Raw genomic sequence first — 19,319 nt, 5'->3', positions numbered from 1 at the left:
ACTGGCAGACGCCCCAGGGTGCTTCGCAAGAGCGGTGCGAAGCTTTCGTGCCCTCTTTACATGGTCAACTCCTGCGATCGGCGTGGTTGGACCAATCGGCGATCTTGGCAGGTCTTGGCCGGTCGGACGCCACGCAGAGTGACGCGGAAAAGGGCCCCGGGGTTGCCCCGAGGCCCTTTGTTCGATCCGGGTGGGTTATCCGCTAATGGGGGCGGAAGAACAATGAGCGATCAGCGCAATGGTCATCCCGCGTTCCACCGTCCGGCCGGGGCCCCGCAACCGGCGGTGCCGGTCAGAGGGCCCTGGCGGCCGGCGGTGCCGGTCAGTGACCCCGGAAGCGGTTGATCGCGTCCTCGTGCCGGGCGCGCAACTCGCCGTCGCGTACGCCCAGTCCGTCGGTGGGTGCGAGGCAGCGCACGCCGACCTTGCCCTGGTGGGCGTTGCGGTGCACCTCGTACGCGGCCTGGCCGGTCTGCTCCAACGGGTAGGTGCGGGACACCGTCGGGTGCACCTTGCCGAGCGCGACGAGGCGGTTGGCCTGCCACGCCTCGTGGTAGTTGGCGAAGTGACTGCCGACGATCCGCTTGAGGTGCATCCACAGGTAGCGGTTGTCGTACTGGTGCTGGAAGCCGCTGGTGGAGGCGCAGGTGACGATGGTGCCACCGCGCCGGGCCACGTAGACGCTGGCGCCGAACGTCTCCCGACCCGGGTGCTCGAACACGATGTCCGGGTCCTCGCCGCTGGTCAGCTCACGGATGCGCTCACCGAAGCGCCGCCACTCGTCCGGGTCCTGGGTCTCCTCGTCCTTCCAGAAGCGGAAGCCCTCCGCGGCCCGGTCGATGACCAGCTCCGCGCCCATCCTGCGGCACAGCTCGGCCTTCTCCGGTGAGGACACCACGCAGACCGGGATCGCGCCGCCGTTGAGCGCCATCTGCGTGGCGTACCCGCCGAGGCCGCCGGAGGCGCCCCAGATCAGCACCACGTCGCCCTGCTTCATGTTGGCGCCGTGGTGCGAGACGAGCTGGCGGTACGCGGTGGAGTTGACCAGCCCCGGGCTGGCCGCCTCCTCCCAGCTCAGGTGCCGCGGCTTGGGCATCAGCTGGTTGGCCTTGACCACCGCCAGCTCGGCCAGCCCGCCGAAGTTGGTCTCGAAACCCCAGATCCGCTGCTGCGGGTCGAGCATGGTGTCGTCGTGGCCGGCCGCGTCCTCCAACTCGACCGAGAGGCAGTGCGCCACCACCTCGTCGCCGGGGGCCCAGCGGGTCACCCCGGGGCCGGTGCGCAGCACCACGCCCGCCGCGTCCGAGCCGACCACGTGGTACGGCAGGTCGTGCCGGCGGGTCAGCTCGGAGACCCGGCCGTAGCGCTCCAGGAACTTGAAGGTGGGCAGCGGCTCGAAGATGCTGGTCCACACCGTGTTGTAGTTGATCGCGCTGGCCATCACCGCGACCAGCGCCTCGCCCGGCGCCAGCTCCGGCGTCGGCACCTCCTGCACGTGCAGTGCCTTGCGCGGGTCCTTGTCCCGGGTGGCCATGCCGTCGAACATCCGGGCCTCCTCGGCGCGGACCACCACGCCCCGGTAGCTCTCCGGTACGGGCAGCCCGGCGAGGCCGGCGAGTTCGCGGTCCGGATCGTTCGATTCCTCCGCCGCCATGATCGCTTCGAGGATGTCCTGCACGGTGACCTCCGGTTCATCCGCACCCGCACGGGCCCGGGTGCTGCCATCGTCGGCGCCGGTGGGCACGACCGCCATGTCGGCATTCGACACATCCCGCACCGGTCGCGCTCTGGTGGGGCCGGACGTTACTGAACGGTAGCTAGGCCGGGAAGTCCTCTGTGAAAAACTGCATCCGCCGATGCGTGAAGGTGTCCGACCACCCCGCCAACCGCGCACTGACGTGCGCGCCGCCCGGCCCCACCGGCCGCCACCCCTGGTTGATCAAGAGCTTTCGGTCACCTTCGTGGCGCAGCCTGACGCAAATCTCTTGATCAACCAGGGGGGTGGGGCAGGGGGGGCAGGGTGGGGCAGGGGGCCGCAGGTTAGTGGGGGGTGGGGGCGGGTTGGACCAGTTCGATGAGGACGCCGCCGGCGTCCTTGGGGTGGACGAAGTTGATCCGGCTGTCCGCGGTGCCGCGCCTCGGTGCGTCGTAGAGGAGGCGCATGCCGCGCTCCCGTAGCGCCGCGCAGGCCGCGTCGATGTCCACCACGGTGTACGCGACCTGCTGCACGCCCGGCCCGTTGCGGTCCAGGAACTTCGCGATCGTCGACTCCGGGGTGAGCGGGGCGAGCAACTGCACGCAGCCGCCCTCGGTGGTCGGCCCGACGGCCAGCATCGCTTCCCGAACGCCCTGCTCGGTGTTGGTCTCCACGTGTACGCAGCGCATCCCGAACGTCCGCTGGTAGAAGTCGATCGCGGCGTCCAGGTCGGCCACGGCGATCCCGACGTGGTCAATCTTGCGAAGTCCGATGTCTGTGACGTAGTCCGCACCGGGCTCGACGGGGGAGTTCTCTGCCATGGCGCTAGTCTGACCGAACAATCGTTAAGGCGTACAGCTCGGCACCCCCTCGGAGGCAGGCATGGCTTCGGTGATCGTCAGCGGCGCGCGGACCCCGATGGGCCGGCTGCTGGGCAACCTCAAGGACCTCCCGGCCACGAAGCTCGGCGGGATCGCCATCAAGGCGGCGCTGGAGCGTGCCGGCGTCAGCCCGGACCAGGTCCAGTACGTGATCATGGGGCAGGTGTTGCAGGCCGGCGCCGGTCAGATCCCGGCTCGGCAGGCGGCGGTCGAGGCCGGTGTGCCGATGTCCGTGCCGGCGCTGACCATCAACAAGGTCTGCCTCTCCGGCCTGGACGCGATCGCCCTGGCCGACCAGCTGATCCGCGCCGGCGAGTTCGACATCGTGGTGGCCGGCGGCATGGAGTCGATGACCAACGCCCCGCACCTGCTGTTGGGCCAGCGCACCGGCTACAAGTACGGCGACGTGGTGGTCAAGGACCACATGGCGCACGACGGCCTCAGTGACGCCTGGGACTGCTGCTCGATGGGTGAGTCGACCGAGCGGCTCGGCGCCAAGCACGGCATCTCCCGCGAGGAGCAGGACGCCTTCGCCGCCGCCAGTCACCAGCGGGCCGCCGCCGCGCAGAAGAACGGCCACTTCGCCGACGAGATCGCCCCGGTGGTCATCCCGCAGCGCAAGGGCGACCCGCTGGTGATCAGCGAGGACGAGGGCATCCGCCCGGACACCACCGTCGAGTCGCTGGCCAAGCTGCGCCCCGCCTTCGCCAAGGACGGCACCATCACCGCCGGCAGCTCGTCGCCGATCTCCGACGGCGCCGCCGCGGTGCTCGTGATGAGCAAGGCCAAGGCGAAGGAGCTGGGGCTGACCTGGCTGGCCGAGATCGGTGCGCACGGCAACGTGGCGGGCCCGGACAACTCCCTGCACTCGCAGCCGTCCAACGCGATCAACCACGCCCTGAAGAAGGGTGGCCTGAGCGTGGCGGACCTGGACCTCATCGAGATCAACGAGGCGTTCGCGCAGGTCGGTGTCCAGTCCACCCGCGACCTCGGGATCAGCCCGGACAAGGTCAACGTCAACGGCGGCGCGATCGCGCTGGGGCACCCGATCGGCATGTCCGGCGCGCGCCTCGTACTCACCCTCGCTCTGGAGCTGAAGCGGCGCGGTGGTGGCACCGGCGCGGCGGCGCTCTGTGGCGGCGGTGGCCAGGGCGACGCGCTGATCATCCACGTGCCGGGCAAGGCTCCGGCCGGCCAGTGAGTGCGAGGAGTGAGCCGGTTTTGCGAGCCCCGCAGTCGCGAACAAAGATGATGCAGTGAGCGAGGCTGAGCACGTCCCGGCCGCGGGCACCACGTCGGTGCGTCGCAGCCGGGACGTACCGCTGCTGGTCGAGCGGGCCCGCGCGGGCGACCCCCGCGCGGTGGCCCGCCTGATCACGTTGGTGGAGAACGGTGACGCGCTGTTGCCGGCGATCGCCGCGGCGCTGGCGCCGTACGCCGGGCAGGCCCAGGTGGTCGGGCTGACCGGCTCACCCGGGGTAGGCAAGTCGACCACCACGAACGAGCTGGTCCGCGCGCTGCGGGCGCGCGGGCACCGGGTGGGCGTGCTGGCGGTCGACCCGTCCAGCCCGTTCACCGGCGGAGCGATCCTCGGTGACCGGGTGCGGATGCAGGACCACGCCACCGATCCGGGCGTCTACATCCGGTCGATGTCCAGCCGGGGGCACCTCGGCGGGCTGGCCGCGGCGACGCCGCAGGCGGTCCGGGTGCTGGAGGGCGCCGGCTGCGACGTGGTGCTGGTGGAGACCGTCGGCGTCGGGCAGGCCGAGGTGGAGGTCGCCTCGCTGGCCGACACGACGCTGGTGCTGCTCGCGCCCGGCATGGGTGACGCGATCCAGGCGGTCAAGGCCGGCATCCTGGAGATCGCCGACGTGTTCGTGGTCAACAAGGCGGACCGGGACGGCGTCGACGCCACCGTCCGTGACATCCAGGGCATGATCGCTCTCGGTGAGCGCGGGCCCGGGCAGTGGCGGCCCCAGGTGGTCCGGTCGGTCGCCGCGCGCGGCGAGGGCATCGACGACATCGCCGCCGCCATCGACAAGCACCGGGGCTGGCTGGTCGAGCACGGCGAGCTGCGCCGCCGCCAGGAGAAGCGGGCCGCCGCCGAGATCGAGGCGATCGCGCTCGGCACCCTGCGCGCCCGGATCGGCTCACTGCGCGACGGTACGCAGTTGGCCACGCTCGCCACCAAGGTTGCCGAGGGTGCGGTCGACCCGTACACGGCGGCGGACGAGTTGCTCGCCCAGCTCGCCCGCTGACCCGGCGTCCCGCCGGCCGGCGCGTCCACGCTGGACGTACCGGATCGGCACGGTCCGACGTCGTCGCTCGTGCGCCGGTCCGAGCGCGCCTCCCGCCGGCACGCGAAGGTCACTCCGGTTTTAGTAGGCTCGCGGCGCGTGGCCGGCAGTGAGCTGCCGCGAAGCGGGCTGACGAGTCGGTCGGTCCACAGTGCACCGGGACCAGGGGAGATGTGATCATGACGGACGCGGTGGAGAACGCCGGCGCAGTGCAGCCCGCGACGGGTGCGGCCCGGGGTGTCACGTCGGTTTCCGACGAGGTCGTGGAAAAGATCGCCGGGGCGGCCGCTCGCGCGGTGCCCGGTGTCGCCGATCTCGGCGGTGACGTGGCCCGGTTCTTCAACAGCGTGCTGGACAAGGTCGGCCTGGACGCGGTGGGCGACGCTCGCCGGGGTGTCTCGGCCGACGTGAAGGGCAGCTCGGCCGTCATCAACGTGGTCCTGGTGATCGACGCCGGGCACGTCGTGGCCGACGTGACCGAGGCGGTGCGGGCCGCGGTGATCGAGGCCGTGGAGAAGTACGGCCTGACGGTCACCCAGGTCAACGTCACGGTGGACGACATCGAGCTGAACCAGCCGGGAACGGCAGCCGGCGCCTGAGACGTAGGTGCGCAACGGCCTGACGGCTGCCGGACCGCCCATTGGCTGTCCGCCAGGAAAATCCGGGGACGCATCGTCCCAGTAGGCTCGCTCCGCCCCATCTTCACTGGGTGCCGGACGTGTCCAGACGTGGTGTGCGAGGAGCAGGGGGCGACTGTGGACCTGGAAGCAACGCAGGAGTTGACCAGGGCGTCGGTTCCGGTCGGCGGGACGACGCAGGTCGCCGACGAGGTGATCGAGAAGATCGCCGTCGCGGCGGCCCGCGCGGTGCCCGGTGTGGCCGACCTCGGTGGGGACGTCGCCCGGTTCTTCAACGCGGTTCTCGACCGGGTCGGGCTGGACCAGGTGGGTGACGCCCGACGGGGTTGCTCGGCCCACGTGACCGGGGACGCCGCAGTGGTCAACCTGGTGTTGGTGATCCAGGCCGGTCGACAGGTGGCAGAGGTCAGCGGTCAGGTCCGCGCTCGAGTGACCGAGGCGGTCGAGACATTCGGGCTGCGGGTCGATGAGGTCAACATCCGGGTCGACGACCTGGCGATCAGCGAAACCCCCACCACACCCCCAACCTGACCAGTCCACCCCCCGCCCCGCCCCGCCTCCCTCCCTCCCTCCCTCCGTCCGTCGATCATGCAGTCGTGGTGGTCATTTTGGCCCCGGCTGCGGGATTTGTGCACCACCACAACTCCATGATCGACGCGGGCGCTCGCCGTTACTCGCCGGTACGGCGTGACTTAGCGATCGTTCAGGTGGGGGCCTTACACTCGACGTGCAGTCGAGGACCCGAGGAGGAGCCCTGCTCATGGACGCCGACGAGATCGACGCCGGACGGGCGCGCTGGCAGGCCCGGTACGACGCCGCGCGCAAGAGGGACGCGGACTTCACCACGCTCTCCGGGATGCCGGTGGAGCCGGTGTACGGGCCGCCGGAGGGCGCCACCTATCCGGGCTTCGAACGGATCGGCTGGCCGGGCGAGTATCCGTACACCCGGGGTTTGTATCCGACCGGATACCGGGGGCGGACCTGGACGATCCGGCAGTTCGCCGGCTTCGGCAACGCCCAGCAGACCAACGAGCGCTACAAGATGATCCTCGGCGCCGGTGGCGGCGGCCTCTCGGTGGCGTTCGACATGCCGACGCTGATGGGCCGCGACTCGGACGACCCGCAGGCGCTCGGCGAGGTCGGCCACTGCGGCGTGGCCATCGACACCGCGACCGACATGCAGGCGCTCTTCGACGGCATCGACCTGGCCGGCGTCACCACCTCGATGACCATCTCCGGCCCGGCCGTGCCGGTGTTCTGCATGTACCTGGTCGCCGCCGAGCGGCAGGGCGCCGACCTGTCCAAGCTGGACGGCACCCTGCAGACCGACATCTTCAAGGAGTACATCGCGCAGAAGGAGTGGCTCTTCGACCCGGAGCCGCACCTGCGCCTGATCGGCGACCTGATGGAGTACTGCGCTCGGGAGATCCCGCGCTACAAGCCGCTGTCGGTCTCCGGCTACCACATCCGGGAGGCAGGCTCGACCGCGGCGCAGGAGCTGGCGTACACCCTGGCGGACGGCTTCGGCTACGTCGAGCTGGGTCTCTCGCGTGGGCTGGACGTGAACGTCTTCGCGCCCGGGCTGAGCTTCTTCTTCGACTCGCACCTCGACTTCTTCGAGGAGATCGCCAAGTTCCGTGCCGCCCGCCGGATCTGGGCCCGCTGGCTGCGCGACGTCTACGGCGCGACCAGCGAGAAGGCCCTGTGGCTGCGGTTCCACACCCAGACCGCCGGGGTGTCGCTGACTGCGCAGCAGCCGGTCAACAACGTCGTACGCACCGCCGTCGAGGCTCTCGCGGCGGTGCTCGGCGGCACGAACTCGCTGCACACCAACGCGCTGGACGAGACCCTGGCGCTGCCCACCGACGAGTCGGCCGAGATCGCCCTGCGTACCCAGCAGGTGCTGATGGAGGAGACCGGGGTGGTCAACGTGGCCGACCCGCTCGGCGGCTCCTGGTACGTCGAGGCGCTGACCGACAAGATCGAGGCCGAGGCGGAGGAGATCTTCGCCCGGATCCGGCAGCTCGGCGGGGACGGGCCGCACCAGATCGGCCCGATGACCTCGGGCATCCTGCGCGGTATCGAGGACGGCTGGTTCACCGGGCACATCGCCGAGTCGGCCTTCGTCTACCAGCAGGCCCTGGAGAAGGGCGACAAGAAGATCGTCGGGGTCAACTGCCACACCGGCACGGTCGCCAAGGAGCTGGAGATCCTGCGCATCTCGCACGAGGTGGAGCTGGAGCAGCGCCGGGTGCTCGCCGAGCGCAAGAGCGCGCGGGACGAGTCGGCGGTCCGCGCGGCGGTGACCCGGATGATCGAGGCGAGCCGTACCGACGAGAACATGATCCCCGCCATGCTCGACGCGGTCCGCGCCGAGGCGACCCTGGGCGAGATCTGCGACGCCCTGCGCGCCGAGTGGGGCACCTACCGGGAACCAGCCCGCTTCTAACCCCCCGCCCTCACTCTCACCCCCACCCCCGTCGATCTTGCAGTTTCTGTGCCGACATAAGGCATGAATGTGGCGTACCGGCGACAGAATGTGCAAGATCGCGGGGGGTGGGGGCGGGGCGTGAGAGTTGCAACGTCGGGGTTGCGGGTGAGCTGAGATCGGGGGCTCACGTGCGAGACTAGGTAACCATGAGCGACCCACGGATCACCTCGTCGATCTTCACCCGCGGCGCGGTCGACCTCAGCACGCTGCGTGGCCCCGCACCAGCAAGTACCCGCCCCGGCACGCCCCCGCAGGGCGGCCCGTCCAACGGCGCCCCCGGCGCGCCCACCGCCGGCGGTGACACCGCCATCGTGGACGTCACCGAGGCGACCATCCAGTCCGACGTGCTCGAACGCTCGATGGTCACGCCCGTCGTCGTGTTCTTCGGCGCGGCCGGCTTCCCGGAGAGCGACGAGTTCGCCCCGGTCCTGGAGCGGCTGAACGCCGAGGGCGGCGGCACCTGGGTGCTGGCCCGGGTCGACGTGCAGGAAAACCCCCGAATCGCCCAGATGTTCCGGGTGCAGGGCATTCCCATGGTCTACGCGGTCGTCGGCGGCCAGCCGGTCGACGCCTTCTCCGGAGTGGTGCCCGAGGCGCAGTTGCGGCAGTGGCTCCAGGCCGTACTCAAGGCCGGTGGCGTGACCGTGGCCGAGCCGGAGGACCCCCGCCTCGACGAGGCGGACGACGCGCTGATGAGCGGCGATCTGGACGCCGCCGAGCAGGCGTACCGGAAGATCCTGGCCGACGCCCCCGCGGACGCCGCGGCCACGGCGGGGCTGGCCCAGGTCGGGGTGGCCCGCCGGGTGGCCGGCGCCGACCCGTCCACCGCGCTGGCCGCCGCCGAGAGCGCCCCCGACGACGTCAACGCCCAACTGCTGGCCGCCGACATCGAGGTGCTCAGCGGCCTGGCCGAGCAGGCGTACGCGCGGCTCGTCGGTCTGGTCCGGCGCACCGCCGGTGAGGACCGTGAGACGGTCCGCCAGCACCTGGTCTCGCTCTTCTCCATCGCCGGCCCAGACGATCCGGCGGTCGCCTCGGCGCGTCGGGCCCTGGCCAGCGCCCTGTTCTGAGTTCGTAGCACGCCAGCGCGGGCCGGCGTTCCGGCCGGCCCGCCCGACCACCGAGGACGGGAGCTCATGATGCGCCGGATCGCCGTCCTCGACGCGCCGACAAATCTCGGTCTACGGCCGCCGACGCCCACGTCGGTCCCGGGGTGCGCCAAGGCGCCCGGGGCGCTGCGTGACCACGACCTGCTGGCCCGGCTCCGCGCCCGCGACGCCGGCTGCGTCACCCCCGCCCGGTACGACCCGGGCGACTGGCGGCCCGGCGACGGGGTGTGCCACGCCCGGGAGATCGCCGACTACTCGCTGGCCCTCGCCGAACGCATCGGCTCGATCATCGACCGGGGCGAGTTCCCGGTGGTGCTGGGCGGCGACTGCTCCGTACTCCTCGGCTCGGCCCTGGCCATGCACCGCCTCGGCGAGGCCGTCGGCGGGCGGATCGGGCTGGTCTTCGTCGACGGGCACTCCGACTTCCGGCACCCCGGCAACGCCTCGTACGTCGGCGCGGCCGCCGGTGAGGACCTGGCCCTGGTCACCGGGCGAGGGCAGGCCGACCTGGCCGCGCTGGAGGGCCGCCGGCCCTACTTCCGCGACATCGACGTGGTGGTGCTCGGCATCCGCGCACAGGACGAGTACCGGCTCGACCTCCAGGCCGCCGGGATCACCACCCGACCGGTGCCGGCGCTGCGTGCCGAAGGCGCCGCCCGGACCGCCCAGTGGGCGCACGAGCAACTCGCGGACTGCGCGGGCTACTGGGTGCACATCGACGTGGACGTGCTCGACCCCGCGGTGATGCCCGCCGTGGATGCCCCCGACCCGGGTGGAATCGCCTTCGCCGAGCTGGAGATCCTGCTCGCCGGCCTGGTCGACACCCCGCACTGCCTCGGCGTGGAGCTGACCGTCTTCGACCCCGACTACGACCCGGACGGCTCGTACGCGGCCGAGATCGTCAACACCGTGGTCGCCGGTCTGGCACCGGTGACCGCCCCGGAAGCCGTCCCGCCCCGACTGCTGTCGGCCCGCCCGACGCCCTCCCCGCGACGCGGCAACGGCCGGGCCCCGACCGCCACCACCGACCGCTCCGACCGTGCCGACCGTGCCGACCGTGCCGACCGTGCGGAGCGTCTCGACCGTGCGGAGCGTCCCGACCGTGCGGAGCGGGTTGCGAGGCTCGAATTCCCCGCCGACGTCGACGCCGCTGACCTCGACCCCGCCGATGTCGGGCCCGTTGCGCTCGGGTCTGCTGCGCTCGGGCCTGCCGGTGTCGGGTCCGCCGGTGTTGGCGTCCCCGGCGTCGGTTCGTCGGTGAGCGCGGCGCCGTACGACATCCCGGCCGAGGGGGAGTCACCCGGCACGGGCGGACGGGCCCACTCCGAGCCATCGGGCGGTGTCGCGGCCGGTGTCGCGCCCCTGGTCGAGCGCGAACCGGTCGGCCCGCCGGCGTCGGCCGGCCCAGGTCTCCTCCGGCGCACCGCCCCGTCGACCCAGAACCCACCCGAGCGGCGCGAAGCCGACACCGCCTGACCGGGTGGTGGGTCAGCGGGCCGGGAGGGCGCGGAGGAAGCGCTCGGCGATCGGGACGGCCGAGGCGGTGCTGGCCCCGCCCTTCTCCACGAAGACGGCGAACGCCACATCTCCCCGCCAGCCGACGAACCAGGCGTGGGTGTGGGCCGGGTTGTCGTCGTACTCGGCGGTGCCGGTCTTGCCGTACACCTCGCCCGGCACATCCTTGAGCGCGCTGCCGGTGCCGGCGGTGACCACCTCGCGCATCATCGTGCGCAGCGCCGCGACGGACTCTGGCTTGAGTTGCTCGCCGGCCGGGGCCGGCTTGGCCGGGGCCGGGTCGATCAGCAGCTTCGGCTGCTCGAAGCGGCCGCGGGCGACGGCGGCGGTGGCGCCGGCCATGGCGAGCGGGCTGACCAGCGTGGTGCCCTGCCCGAACGACGCGGCGGCCTGCTCGGTCGGGCTGCCGCCCGTCGAGACCTTGCCGGTGAAGGCGTCCGTGCCGAGGTCCCACTGACCCTCCAGGCCCAGCGAGCGGCCAGTGACGGCCAGCCCGTCGCCGCCGAGCTTCGGGGCCAGCGCGGCGAACGCCGTGTTGCAGGACTTGGCGAAGTCGGTGCGGAAGGGCACCGAGCCGAGTTCGAAGTTGTCCGAGTTCTTGAAGGACCGGCCGTCCACGGTGAAGGTCTTCTTGCAGTCGACCGGCCCGTCCAGGGTGACCGCGCCCCGGTCCAGTAGGCCCAGCGTGCTGACCATCTTGAACGTGGAGCCCGGCGGCACCTGGGCGTTGAAGGCCAGGTTCTCCCCGGCCGGGCCGGGGCCGTTCGCGGCGGCGAGCACGGCGCCGTCGCTGATCCGGAGCGCCACCAGGGCGGAGCGGCGCGACTCGGCGCGCAGTGCCCCGTCGGCCGCGTTCTGGACGGCGACGTCCAGCGTGGTCTTCAGCGCCTGCCCGGGCTGCGGCTCCCGGCGGAACAGTTCGGTGCCTGTGGGTTCGAGTTTGCCGCCCTCGGCCGGACGCTCGACCACCACGGTCAGCCCGGGGCCGCCGCGCAGTCGTTCGTCGTAGCGGCCCTGCAGCCCGCCGTGCCCGACCAGGTCGCCGACGACGTACCGGTCGGGGTGTGCGGCGAGGTCGTCGGCCTGCGCCGGGTCGACCGTGCCGAGCAACGCGCGGGCGAACTCGCGGGTGGGCGCCAGGTCGATCTTGTCGGAGACGAACTTGGTGCCGGGCAGGTCGTAGATCCGGGGCTTGATCTGCTGGTACGCCTCCTCGCGGAGCGACACCACCTCGACGAACGCGCCCGGCTCGGCCTTGGCCACCCGATCGGGCAGGTCGGCCAGGTCGACGCCGGGGACCAGCGCGGGGCGGATGGCCTTGAACGCCGCGTCGAGGTCCTTGACGAGCTTCTTGATGTCGGCGACCCCGTTGGGCTGCACACCCACCCGGACCACCGGGCGCGGGGTCACGATCGGCTTCCCGGCGTTGTCCAGCACCGCGGCGCGGGCACCGGGGTCGCGGCGCAGCGCCAACCGGTCACCCTTGGTGAGCTGCTCGTGCACCACCTTCGGCTCCCAGATCACCTGCCACTGGTCGTCGTCGCCGTGGGCGAGCCGCACCTCCCGGTCGTACGCCCAACGGGTCTGACCGGGCAGGGCCCACTCCACCTGGACGGTCGTGGTCGCGATGTCCTTCGTGATCTTCGGCTCGCCGCGACGCGTCAGCGTGGGCGGGGTGGCCGCCAGCTCACCGGAGAGGTCCTTGATCTCGCGCGCCACGTCGGCCGACGGCAGTTTCGAGCCGAGCGGGTCGATCAGACCGACCGCCTGGAGGTCACCGCTGCGCCAGCCCGCGAGGAAGGCGTCGACGGTGCGCTGCGGCCCGTCGTCACCCGAGCAACCGACCAGGACACCCGCCGCGAGGAGCGCTGTCGTGGCGGCGGCGGCCAGCCGGCGGGCGGGGTTCGGCCGGTGGGGCCGGGGGTACGACAAGGGCATGAAGCTGGTCCTTCCGATCTCGGACTGCCCTCGCACGGTAGTACGCGAATGGCGTCCCCAACGTCCCCCAGGTGCTCGGCCGCGCTCAAAGACGGGCCGCGCCCGTGTGATGAACATCGCGTGGCGGGGTATCCCGCAGCCGGCCAACCTCGGACCCGCAACGGGTGAAAGGACAAAGTCCCGATCCGGACGTCTGGCCAGTGGTCCGCCGACGAAGGCGCACAACGGCAGGGCCTAGGCTGGGCGGCAGAGTGACCCACAACGCGGTGGGTCGAGGGGAGTGGCACCGATGGACCGGCGTCCGGCGATCAAACCGGAACCCGACCTCCGGCAGGATGACTCCGGCCGGGACGATGACAGCTTCGATTCGGCGACCGACGGGGACGGCTACGGCCGGCTCGACACGGGAGTCACCGGGCTGACCGGGTCGAGCATCGACACCATCTACGATCTGGGTCTGCCAACCGAGGCGTTGGCCGACGACGTGGAGGACGCCGAGCTCGACGAACCCGTCCCCAACGCGGAGCGCCTGGTGGCCCAGGCCGTCGCGCTCGCGGGGGACGACCACGACGCGGCGACACTTGTCGGCCGTTTCTGGCGGTTCGCCCCGGACGAGGAGCTGGTCGGCTTCACGGCGGAGGAGATGCTCGACGCGGCCCGGGCACACCGGGATCTCGCCCAGCAACGGGTCCCGGGCGAGTTGAAGCTGCGGATCCACGAACCGCACGCGGACCAGCACCACACGGTCGTCGAGATCGTCACGGACGACATGCCGTTCCTTGTCGACTCGGTGACGGCGCTGCTCAACTCGTACCACCTCGACGTGCACCTGCTGGTGCACCCGCTGGTGGTGGTGCGGCGTGAGCCGCTGGGCCGGCTCACCGAGGTCTCCGCGGATGTGGAGCCGGACGACGCGATCTCCGGCGACATCATCGAGAGCTGGATGCGGATCGAGATCGACCCGGTCCGGGACGCGGCCGAGCGGGACCGGCTGCGCCGCGAGTTGCAGCGGGTGCTCACCGACGTGCGGGAGGCGGTGGAGGACTGGCCGAAGATGCGTCAGCGTGCCCTCGCGCTCGCCGACGAGCTGGCGTCCGCCCGTACGTCCGACAACCGCCCACCGGTGCCGGAAAAGGACATCACCGACTCGGTGGAGCTGCTGCGCTGGCTCGCCCAGGACCACTTCACCTTCCTCGGCTACCGCGAGTACCGGTTGGTGGACGCCGACGGCGGAGACGCCACCGACCCGGTCGACGGAAAGGCGTTGGAGGCGGTGCTCGGCACCGGCCTGGGCATCCTGCGCTCGGATTCGCCGGACGCGCGGTCGCTGTCGTCGATGACTCCGGAGGCGCACGAGAAGGTGCTGGAGAAGCGCCTGCTCATCATCACCAAGGCCAACTCGCGTGCGACCGTGCACCGCTCGGCGTACCTGGACTACATCGGCTTCAAGATCTTCAACTCCGCCGGTGACGTGATCGGTGAGCGGCGTTTCCTGGGCCTGTTCTCGACGGCCGCCTACCGGACCAGCGTCCGCGAACTGCCGGTGGTACGCCGCAAGGTGGCCGAGGTGCTGGACCGCTCCGGCCTGAGCCAGCGCAGCCACTCCGGCAAGGATCTGATCCAGATCCTGGAGACGTACCCGCGCGACGAGCTGTTCCAGATCAAGACCGACGATCTCTACCACGCGGTGGTCGGTGTGCTGCGGATGGCGGGCCGCCGGCAGCTGCGGGTGTTCCTGCGTCGGGACGCGTACGGGCGGTTCATCTCCTGCCTGATCTACCTACCCCGGGACCGGTTCACCACCCAGAACCGGCTGCGCATGCAGGACATCCTGCTGCGTGAGCTGAACGGCGTCGGGGTGGACTACACCACCCGGGTCACCGAGTCGATGCTGGCTCGGGTGCACTTCATCGTCCGTACCGACCCGACGCGGCCGCCCGGCGACATCGACGCCGACCTGCTGGCCGAGGAGTTGGCCGACGCCACCCGGCTCTGGGACGACGACTACCGGTTGGTGCTGGAGCGCAAGCTCGGCGATGAGCAGGCCAAGCACCTGTTCACCCGGTACGCCGACGCGTTCCCGGAGGGCTACAAGGACGGGCACACGCCGTACGAGGCGATGAAGGACCTGGCGAAGCTGGAGCTGCTGGAGGAGCCCGGCCAGCTGGAGATGCACCTGTTCCGCAAGCAGTTGGCGCCCCGGCCGGGCACCCGGGTACCGGGTGCGGACCTGGCCGAGGCGATGGACGTCCGGTTCAAGGTCTACCGGTACGGCGAGCCGATGATGCTCTCCGCCGTGCTGCCGGTGCTGCACTCGCTCGGCGTACGCGTGGTCGACGAGCACCCGTACGAGGTGGACCGGATCGACGGTCGGGTCTACCTGTACGACTTCGGCCTCATGCTGCCCGAGGGGCATCACGAGCTGGCCGAGGTGCGCCCGCATGTGGAGAATGCCTTCGCGGCGGCCTGGCGCGGCGAGGCCGAGGTGGACCGGTTCAACGAGCTGGTGCTGCGCGGCGGGTTGACCTGGCGGCAGGTGGTGGTGCTGCGGGCGTACGCGAAGTACCTGCGGCAGGCCGGCACGGTCTTCTCGCAGGACTACATGGAGCAGACCTTCATCGCGTACCCGAAGCTCGCCGCGTTGCTGGTGGAGCTGTTCGAGACCCGGTTCGCGCCGGGCGAGTTGAGCACCGAGCAGCGGCAGCAGCGCAGCGGTGAGCTGGTGGAGACGATCCGGGCCGCGCTGGACGACGTGGCGAGCCTCGACCAGGACCGGATCCTGCGCTCGTACCTGACGCTGATCGAGGCGACGCTGCGGACCAGCTTCTACCAGAAGCGCGCCGACGGGCGGCCCAAGGCGTACGTGGCGTTCAAGCTCGACCCGCAGGCCATTCCGGACCTGCCCGCGCCGCGACCGAAGTTCGAGATCTTCGTCTACTCGCCCCGGTTCGAGGGTGTGCACCTGCGGTTCGGGCCGGTGGCCCGGGGCGGGTTGCGCTGGTCCGACCGTCGGGAGGACTTCCGCACCGAGGTACTGGGCCTGGTCAAGGCGCAGATGGTGAAGAACACCGTGATCGTGCCGGTCGGCGCCAAGGGCGGCTTCGTGTTGAAGCAGAAGCCGGGTGACCGGGACGAGGCGGTCGCCTGCTACCAGGAGTTCGTCGGCGCCATGCTGGACGTCACCGACAACATCGTCAGCGGGCAGATCGTGCCGCCCGAGGACGTGGTCCGGCACGACGGCGACGACCCGTACCTGGTGGTGGCGGCCGACAAGGGCACCGCGACGTTCTCCGACATCGCCAACGAGATCTCCAAGGCCCACAACTTCTGGATGGGCGACGCGTTCGCGTCCGGCGGATCCGCCGGCTACGACCACAAGAAGATGGGCATCACCGCCCGGGGCGCCTGGGAGTCGGTCAAGCGGCACTTCCGGGAGTTGGGCCTGGACACCCAGACCCAGGACTTCACGGTGGTCGGCGTCGGTGACATGTCCGGCGACGTGTTCGGCAACGGAATGCTGCTCTCCGAGCACATCCGGCTGGTGGCCGCCTTCGACCACCGGCACATCTTCCTCGATCCGGAGCCGGACGCCGCCACCTCGTACGCCGAGCGTCGGCGGTTGTTCGACCTGCCTCGTTCCTCCTGGGAGGACTACAACCCGGAGCTGATCTCGGCAGGTGGCGGCATCTTCCCGCGTACCGCGAAGTCCATCCCGATCACGCCGCAGGTCCGGGCGGCGATCGGCCTGGACGACGACGTCACGCAGATGTCGCCGCAGGACCTGATGAAGGCGATCGTCACCGCCCCGGTGGACCTGTTCTGGAACGGCGGCATCGGCACCTACGTCAAGGCCTCCACCCAGACCAACGCGGAGGTGGGCGACAAGTCCAACGACGCGATCCGGGTGGACGGGCGCAGCCTGCGCTGCCGGGTGGCGGGCGAGGGCGGCAACCTGGGCTGGACCCAGCTCGGCCGGATCGAGTACGCGTTGACCGGTGGCCGGATCTACACGGACTTCATCGACAACGCCGCCGGGGTGGACACCTCCGACCACGAGGTGAACATCAAGATCCTGCTCAACACGGCGGTGGCCGACGGGGAGCTGACCACGGCCGACCGGGACGAGTTGCTGGCCGGGATGACCGACGAGGTCGCCGAGCTGGTGCTGCGGGACAACTACGACCAGGCCCGGGCGATCAACAACGCCCAGGCCCAGGCCGCCTCGCTGCTCCCGGTGCACCGCCGGATGATCAACGAGCTGGAGCGTTCGGGCGGCTTGGACCGGGCGTTGGAGGCGCTGCCTCCGGACGAGGAGCTGGCGGTCCGCAGCGAATCCGGCCTGACCGCGCCGGAGTTCGCGGTGCTGCTGGCGTACGTGAAGATCGTCCTGGAGCGGGAGATCCTCACCGAGGGGTTGGCCGACGAGGAGTGGACGACCGAGGTCCTGGTCAACTACTTCCCGACGCCGATGCGCGAGCGGTTCGCCGACCGGATGGGCCGGCACCGGCTGCGCCGGGACATCGTCACCACCGTGCTGGTCAACGAGGCGATCAACCGGGGTGGCATCTCGTTCATCTTCCGGGTGGTCGAGGAGACGGCGGCCAGCGCGGCGGACGTGATCCGGGCGTACGTGGTGGTCAGTGAGGTGTTCGGCCTGCGCGACCTGTGGGACGCGGTCGAGGCGCTGGACAACAAGGTGGCACCGGAGCTGCAGACCAGCGTCTACCTGGACACCCGCCGGCTGCTCGACCGGGCGGTGCGTTGGCTGGTCTCCAACCGGCGCTCGCCGATCGACGTGCCGGCCGAGATCGCCCGGCTGCGGGACGGGGTCACCCGGCTGCTGCCGGGGCTCGAGGATCTGTTCTACGGCAACGAGCGCCAGGGCATCGCCGCGCACATGGACTCGATGACCGAGCGTGGGCTGCCCCGCGAGCTGGCGGAGCGGGCGACCCGGCTGATGTACAGCTTCGGCCTGATGGACGTGGTGGAGACCGCGAACGCCAGCGGGCGGGACGTCAGCGAGGTGGCCTCGGTCTACTTCGTGCTGTCCGACCTGTTCCGGGTGGACTCGCTGCTGTCGAAGATCTCCCTGCTGCCGCGGGAGGACCGTTGGCAGACGCTGGCCCGGATGGCGCTGCGGTACGACCTGTACGCCGCGCTGGCCGCGCTCACCGCGGAGGTACTCGACTCCACCCCGGGCGACCTGCCGCCGCACGAGCGGGTGCAGCAGTGGGAGCAGTCGAACGCCACCTCCATCCATCGCGCCCGACGGGCGATGGGGGAGTTCGACGAGTCGCGGGCAGACCTCGCCGCGCTGTCGGTGCTGCTGCGCCAGATCCGCACCCTGGTGCGGACCTCCGCAGCCGCCTGAGTTCAGGTACGCCGGACGCGGTCCGGCCGGTCGGGTCACCCCGACCGGGCGGACCGCTTTCGTTCGTCGCCGGTCACGCCGCCAGGGTGGCGAAGACGACGATGTTGTCCGGGTAGCTCTTCGCGGCGGCGTCGAACTGACCGCCGCAGGTGACCACCCGCAGGCTGGGCCGGTCGCTCGGTCCGTACACCAACTCGGTGGGGAAGGCCGTCTTCGGGTACGACTTCACCGAGTCGACAGTGAAGGTGGCCGGCACCCCGTCGGCGCGGCGCACGGTGACGGTGTCGCCAGGGGTGAGAGCGCCGAGGTCGAAGAAGACGGCAGGGCCGAGCACCGCCGAGTCGACGTGCCCGACGATGACCGCGTTACCCGTCTCGCCGGGGCTCGCGCCGGGCTCGTACCACCCGGCCTGGTCGGCCTTGTCCAACGGAGGGACCTGGACGGTGCCGTCCGGGTTGGTGCCCAACGACATGATCGTCGCGTCGACGCCGATCCGGGGGATCTCGATGCTGGTCGGTGCCGAGCGGGCCAACCCGGTCGGAGCCTCTCCCTGACCGGCCGGCTGCCCGTCGTCGGCGGTGCTCGCCGGCCCGGTCGCCTCGGGGCCGGCCTGGGCCAGCGGCTGCGGCGGTCGGGGACTGGGCGTTGTCTTCAGGGAGGCGCCGATCATGCCGGCGCCGATCATGGCCATGGTGACGACGACGGCCGTGCCGGCGGCACGCCACGGTCTCCCGTGGCGGCCGCCGGCCGGTGTCGCCGTCACGTCAGACGAGCGAACCATCGGTCCGCCGACGACGCATCAGCACGATCCCGCCCAGCGCGGCAGCGCCGAGCACGCCCGCCCCGCCGGTGGCCAGACCCCGGTCGGTGCCGGTGCTCACGCCACCGTCACCACCGTCGACCCCGCCGTGCGGCAGCACGACGAGCTCGCCCTCGCCGCAGGAGCCCTTGAGCTCGTAGCGGCCCGGCTTGGCGTCCTTGTCGACCTTGGCCTCGCCGTAGTAGACGAACTCGCGGTCGTCGCCCCGGTCACGCTCGTCCGAGCCGTGCTCGTCCTTGCCGTAGCCGCCGCGCTCGTCCGAGTCGCGCTCGTCCTTGCCGTAGCCGCCGCGCTCGTCCGAGTCGCGCTCGTCCTTGCCGTAGCCGCCGCGCTCGTCCGAGCCGTGCTCGTCCTTGCCGTAGCCGCCACGCTCGTCCGAGCCGTACTCGGAGCCGTGCTCGTCCTTGTTCTCCCAGCCCTTGTCGGAGCCGTATTCCGAGCCGTGCTCGTCCTTGCCGTAGCTGCCGCGCTCGTCCGAGCCGTACTCGGAGCCGTGCTCGTCCTTGTTCTCCCAGCCCTTGTCGGAGCCGTATTCCGAGCCGTGCTCGTCCTTGCCGTAGCTG

General features: G+C 71.1%; 11 protein-coding genes and 2 pseudogenes. 8 read left to right on the top strand and 5 right to left on the bottom strand.

Features of this window, described 5'->3' with window-relative positions; all coding sequences use genetic code 11:
- Window positions 1–322 precede the first annotated feature (322 nt).
- Both ccrA and mce read right to left on the bottom strand, forming a co-directional pair.
- Entirely contained in the window at window positions 323–1,678 is a 1,356-nt protein-coding gene (ccrA, locus tag ACFYL6_RS06900; protein WP_238659313.1) for a crotonyl-CoA carboxylase/reductase, read from the bottom strand.
- Window positions 1,679–2,040: 362 nt separating this feature from the next.
- Complete coding sequence (gene mce / locus ACFYL6_RS06895) at window positions 2,041–2,517, bottom strand: methylmalonyl-CoA epimerase (protein WP_354948872.1); 477 nt, start codon at window positions 2,515–2,517, stop codon at window positions 2,041–2,043.
- A 61-nt stretch (window positions 2,518–2,578) separates the two neighbouring features.
- Here mce and ACFYL6_RS06890 point away from each other — a divergent pair, with 61 nt between their 5' ends.
- The 7 genes and pseudogenes from ACFYL6_RS06890 to ACFYL6_RS06860 form a co-directional block, all read left to right on the top strand.
- Complete coding sequence (locus ACFYL6_RS06890; protein ID WP_387168506.1) at window positions 2,579–3,778, top strand: acetyl-CoA C-acetyltransferase; 1,200 nt, start codon at window positions 2,579–2,581, stop codon at window positions 3,776–3,778.
- Between the two features lie 55 nt (window positions 3,779–3,833).
- Window positions 3,834–4,835 (top strand): methylmalonyl Co-A mutase-associated GTPase MeaB, encoded by a 1,002-nt coding sequence (meaB, locus tag ACFYL6_RS06885; RefSeq protein WP_387168503.1) that lies wholly within the window; start codon window positions 3,834–3,836, stop codon window positions 4,833–4,835.
- A 218-nt stretch (window positions 4,836–5,053) separates the two neighbouring features.
- On the top strand, window positions 5,054–5,473 hold the full coding sequence (locus ACFYL6_RS06880) for an Asp23/Gls24 family envelope stress response protein (protein WP_387168500.1): 420 nt from the start codon (window positions 5,054–5,056) through the stop codon (window positions 5,471–5,473).
- Window positions 5,474–5,629: 156 nt separating this feature from the next.
- The gene (locus ACFYL6_RS06875) at window positions 5,630–6,043 is read left to right on the top strand and encodes an Asp23/Gls24 family envelope stress response protein (protein ID WP_387168498.1); all 414 of its coding nucleotides are present in this window, start codon (window positions 5,630–5,632) and stop codon (window positions 6,041–6,043) included.
- 229 nt (window positions 6,044–6,272) lie between these two features.
- Window positions 6,273–7,961 (top strand): methylmalonyl-CoA mutase, encoded by a 1,689-nt coding sequence (locus tag ACFYL6_RS06870; RefSeq protein WP_091405796.1) that lies wholly within the window; start codon window positions 6,273–6,275, stop codon window positions 7,959–7,961.
- Window positions 7,962–8,149: 188 nt separating this feature from the next.
- Window positions 8,150–9,073: a tetratricopeptide repeat protein gene (locus ACFYL6_RS06865; protein ID WP_387168495.1), complete on the top strand. Its 924-nt coding sequence runs from the start codon at window positions 8,150–8,152 to the stop codon at window positions 9,071–9,073.
- A gap of 66 nt (window positions 9,074–9,139) precedes the next feature.
- Window positions 9,140–10,141 (top strand): annotated as a pseudogene (locus ACFYL6_RS06860) (arginase family protein); the annotation flags it as partial.
- A 459-nt stretch (window positions 10,142–10,600) separates the two neighbouring features.
- On the opposite strand, the gene ACFYL6_RS06855 reads toward ACFYL6_RS06860, so the two are convergent.
- On the bottom strand, window positions 10,601–12,565 hold the full coding sequence (locus ACFYL6_RS06855; protein ID WP_387168492.1) for a penicillin-binding transpeptidase domain-containing protein: 1,965 nt from the start codon (window positions 12,563–12,565) through the stop codon (window positions 10,601–10,603).
- A gap of 289 nt (window positions 12,566–12,854) precedes the next feature.
- Here ACFYL6_RS06855 and ACFYL6_RS06850 point away from each other — a divergent pair, with 289 nt between their 5' ends.
- A complete protein-coding gene (locus ACFYL6_RS06850; protein WP_387168489.1) occupies window positions 12,855–17,936 on the top strand; it encodes an NAD-glutamate dehydrogenase in 5,082 nt (1,693 codons plus the stop codon).
- 73 nt (window positions 17,937–18,009) lie between these two features.
- Here ACFYL6_RS06850 and ACFYL6_RS06845 read toward each other — a convergent pair whose 3' ends face one another.
- Both ACFYL6_RS06845 and ACFYL6_RS06840 read right to left on the bottom strand, forming a co-directional pair.
- A complete protein-coding gene (locus tag ACFYL6_RS06845) occupies window positions 18,010–18,699 on the bottom strand; it encodes a class F sortase (RefSeq protein WP_387168487.1) in 690 nt (229 codons plus the stop codon).
- A 1-nt stretch (window position 18,700) separates the two neighbouring features.
- Window positions 18,701–19,319, bottom strand: a pseudogene (locus tag ACFYL6_RS06840) (hypothetical protein); the annotation flags it as partial.

Origin of the sequence: Micromonospora sp. NPDC007208, from assembly GCF_042869175.1 — a bacterium.
GTDB classification, from domain to species: Bacteria; Actinomycetota; Actinomycetes; order Mycobacteriales; family Micromonosporaceae; genus Micromonospora; species Micromonospora foliorum.
The sequence above is the reverse complement of the archived record's forward strand: the minus strand, read 5'-3'. Positions and strand labels throughout refer to the sequence as shown.

Excerpts from the sequence above, each read along its gene's own strand:
- mce (WP_354948872.1), bottom strand. The coding sequence starts at position 2,517 with ATGGCAGAGAACTCCCCCGTCGAGCCCGGTGCGGACTACGTCACAGAC.
- ACFYL6_RS06890 (WP_387168506.1), top strand. The coding sequence starts at position 2,579 with ATGGCTTCGGTGATCGTCAGCGGCGCGCGGACCCCGATGGGCCGGCTG.
- ACFYL6_RS06880 (WP_387168500.1), top strand. The coding sequence starts at position 5,054 with ATGACGGACGCGGTGGAGAACGCCGGCGCAGTGCAGCCCGCGACGGGT.
- ACFYL6_RS06870 (WP_091405796.1), top strand. The coding sequence starts at position 6,273 with ATGGACGCCGACGAGATCGACGCCGGACGGGCGCGCTGGCAGGCCCGG.
- ACFYL6_RS06865 (WP_387168495.1), top strand. The coding sequence starts at position 8,150 with ATGAGCGACCCACGGATCACCTCGTCGATCTTCACCCGCGGCGCGGTC.
- ACFYL6_RS06855 (WP_387168492.1), bottom strand. The coding sequence starts at position 12,565 with ATGCCCTTGTCGTACCCCCGGCCCCACCGGCCGAACCCCGCCCGCCGG.
- ACFYL6_RS06850 (WP_387168489.1), top strand. The coding sequence starts at position 12,855 with ATGGACCGGCGTCCGGCGATCAAACCGGAACCCGACCTCCGGCAGGAT.